Below are 3431 nucleotides of genomic sequence, written 5' to 3' on the forward strand. Positions count from 1 at the left end.
GACCGCTTGGGACGATGACGGAAGCTGGCTTGCTCCGAAGGCCTGGAGAACCTGGTCGCCGCCGGCGTGATCCGTCGCGTCAAGGACGGCGTCCGMATCCTGGGCACCGGCGAGATCAAGTCCAAGCTGAACCTGGTCGTCTGGTCGGCCTCGGCCGGCGCCGTCAAGGCSATCGARGCCGCCGGCGGSACCGTCGTYCAGGAGCGYATCGCYGCTGAAGCCAAGGCCGCCGCGCGCGTCGAGAAGCGCAACGCCGCCAAGGGCAAGGCTCCGGCCGCCAAGGCGCCGCGCGGCGACGCCAACAAGATCTCGGCCCGTACGACCCGCACCGCGGCTCGCACTGCAAAATAAGCTTGAGGGGCGCTCTCGCTAAGAGGGCGCCCTTCGCCTATCTGGACGCTGGCGCCGGATTCCTGTCCGATGCGCCGCCTTCTGATCAGTCGGGGTGACGACACATGGCTTCGGCCGCCGAACAACTCGCAGCAAACATGAACATGGGCTCGTTCGCGAAAGCGACCGAGCTTCACAAGCGTCTGCTGTTCACGATCCTGGCCCTGCTGGTCTACCGCATCGGCACCTATGTGCCGATCCCGGGCATCAACTCCGAAGCCTTCCTGCAGTTCTTCCAGAACCCGGATGGCCAGCGCGGCATCCTGGACATGTTCAACATGTTCTCCGGCGGCGCCGTCGAGCGCATGGCCGTGTTCGCCCTGAACGTCATGCCCTACATCTCGGCCTCGATCATCGTCCAGCTGATGGGCGCTGTGTATCCGCCGTGGGAGAAGCTGCGGAAGGAAGGCGGCGAGAGCGGCCGCAAGCAGCTGAACCAGTACACCCGCTATCTGACCGTGGTCCTGGCCCTGTTCCAGTCGACCGGCATCGCCATCGGCCTGAACGCCCAGCCCGGCCTGATCGACAGCCCCGGCCTGTTCTTCATCGTCTCGACCATCACCACCCTGACCGGCGGGACCATGTTCCTGATGTGGCTGGGTGAGCAGGTCACCGCGCGCGGCGTCGGCAACGGCATCTCGCTGATCATCTTCGCCGGCATCGTCGCCGTTCTGCCGGGCACGATCGCCCGTCTGTTCGGCCTGGCCCAGCAGGGCCAGATGTCCGCCTTCACCCTGCTGTTCATCGCCGCCATGATGATCGGCGTCGTGGTCTTCATCGTCTTCATGGAGCGGGCCCAGCGCCGGTTGCTGATCCAGTATCCCAAGCGCCAGGAAGGCAACCGSATGGCCGGGGGCGAGCGCTCGTTCCTGCCGCTGAAGGTCAACACMGCCGGCGTCATYCCGCCGATCTTCGCCTCGTCGCTGCTGATGCTGCCGACCACGGTGGCGCAGATGACCGCCAATGCGAACCTGCCGTCGTGGATGGGCTGGCTGCCGCTGGTCACCGCCCAGATGCAGCACGGCCAGCCGGTCTTCATGCTGCTGTACGGCGCGCTGATCGTCTTCTTCTGCTTCTTCTACACCTCGATCACCTTCAAYCCCGAGGACACGGCCGAGAACCTGCGCAAATACGGCGGCTTCCTGCCGGGCATCCGYCCGGGCAAGCGCACGGCGGAATATCTGGACTATGTCCTGACCCGCCTGACCGTSATCGGCGCCGCCTACATCACCGCSGTCTGYCTGCTGCCGGAAATGGTCATCGCCAACTTCGGCTCGGGCCTGGCCTTCGGCGGCACCTCCATCCTGATCGTGGTCTCGGTGACCATGGACACGGTGGCGCAGATCCAGTCGCAGCTGCTGGCKCACCAGTACGAAGGCCTGATCAAGAAGGCCAAGCTGCGCGGACGCGGCAAGATTGCGGGCAAGGGCGTCACCGCCCCGGCCCGGCGCTAGAACCTTCGGGGGAGGGGCGGCGATGAACCTGATCCTGTTCGGACCGCCCGCGGCGGGCAAGGGAACGCAGGCCAAGCGGCTGGTCGAGTCCCGCGGCATGGTCCAGCTGTCGACCGGCGACATGCTGCGTGAAGCCATCGCCTCGGGCTCCGAGCTGGGTCTCGAGTGCAAGGCCATCATGTCGCGCGGCGACCTGGTGTCCGACGCCATCGTCATCGCCCTGATCGAGGCCCGGCTGAAGGAGGCCGAGGACGCCGGCGGAGCCATCTTCGACGGCTTCCCCCGCACCGTGGCCCAGGCCCAGGCGCTGGACGCCATGCTGGCCAAGCTGGGCAAGCAGATCGACCGGGTCGTCCGGCTCAAGGTCGACGACGCGGCCCTGCTGGAGCGGGTCGCGGTCCGCTTCGCCGATCAGGGGCGTCCCGACGACAATCCCGAGAGCTTCAAGGTCCGGCTGGACGCCTACAACCGCAACACCGCGCCGCTGCTGCCCTACTATGCCGACAAGGGCCTGCTGACCGAGATCGACGGCATGGGCGCGATCGCCGAGGTGGCCAGGGCCATCGACGCGGCGCTGGACGGCGCCGCTAGCTGAACAACGCCTGACCTTTTGTCGCGTCACGCGTTCATGTCCGAGTGATAGGACGAGAGCGTGCGGATCCAACCTCCATATCTGACGAAAAAGCGCCTGCGCACGGCCGGCGTCGTCGTGGGCGTTTCGGCGGCGCACCTGCTGGTGTTCGCAGTGATCGCGCGCACCCAGGCCGATATTCCGATGCTGCCGCCGGCGCCGCCCATAAACGTGGTGCTGTTCCGCCCGACGCCGCCGCCCCCTCCGCCGCCGCCGCCGCTGCAGCCCACGCCCGATCCGGGCGGCGGCAAGCCGGCCGCGCCGTCCCGCGTCCACGTCACGCCCAAGCCGGCAGACAAGCCGCGTGAACTGCCCGCGCCGCCGCGACCGGCGCCCGAACCCACGCTGGTGGTCGGCGCGGCCCCGGTCGCCAGCCCGACGCCCGGAATGGGGCAGGGCGGCACGGGCAATGGCACGGGAACCGGCGACGGGGACGGCGAAGGATCGGGATCGGGCGGCATCGGCCCCCGGTTCGTCCGCGGCGCGTCCCAGGCCGAAATCTTCAGCGTCGTACCCCGCGGCCGCCGCCCGGGGCGGGGGTCGGTCAATTGCGTCATCCGCCTGGACGAACGGCTGGACGACTGCCGCGTGGTCAACGAGACGCCGCCGGGGCTGAACTACGGCGCCGCCGCCGTGACGGTGGCGGAGGCCTATTTCCGCTTCCGGCCGCCGATGAGCGCCTCGGGGCGGCCCGTCGAGGGCCAGCGCGTCACCGTCTTCGTCCAGTTCGGGCGCTGACGGGCCCTTCCGAAACCGCGTCAGGCGTTGACGCGACGGGAATCCCCTGTATAAGGCGCGCTTCCGCGAAGGACGTCGGCGCTCCTGGTCTGTTGACCGGAGCGTTTGTTGCGTCCGTCAACGCGTATCTGGAGAGCTTCGTGGCCCGTATCGCTGGTGTCAACATCCCGACCAACAAGCGCGTAGAGATCGCGCTGCAGTACATCCATGGCATCGGC

3 protein-coding genes and 2 pseudogenes are annotated in these 3431 nt (G+C 68.1%); all 5 read left to right on the plus strand.

Annotated features, from left to right (window positions below):
• Positions 1-51: 51 nt before the first annotated feature.
• Positions 52-351 (plus strand): annotated as a pseudogene (locus ASD25_RS28285) (uL15 family ribosomal protein); the annotation flags it as partial.
• A 104-nt stretch (positions 352-455) separates the two neighbouring features.
• On the plus strand, positions 456-1844 hold the full coding sequence (gene secY / locus ASD25_RS28290; RefSeq protein WP_055832171.1) for a preprotein translocase subunit SecY: 1389 nt from the start codon (positions 456-458) through the stop codon (positions 1842-1844).
• A 22-nt stretch (positions 1845-1866) separates the two neighbouring features.
• Positions 1867-2439, plus strand: coding sequence for an adenylate kinase (locus ASD25_RS28295; protein WP_055832173.1), 573 nt, complete (start codon positions 1867-1869; stop codon positions 2437-2439).
• Between the two features lie 57 nt (positions 2440-2496).
• Entirely contained in the window at positions 2497-3213 is a 717-nt protein-coding gene (locus tag ASD25_RS28300) for a hypothetical protein (RefSeq protein WP_055832175.1), read from the plus strand.
• A 140-nt stretch (positions 3214-3353) separates the two neighbouring features.
• Positions 3354-3431: pseudogene (locus ASD25_RS30005) on the plus strand (30S ribosomal protein S13); the annotation flags it as partial.

It is taken from the genome of Brevundimonas sp. Root1423, assembly GCF_001426805.1.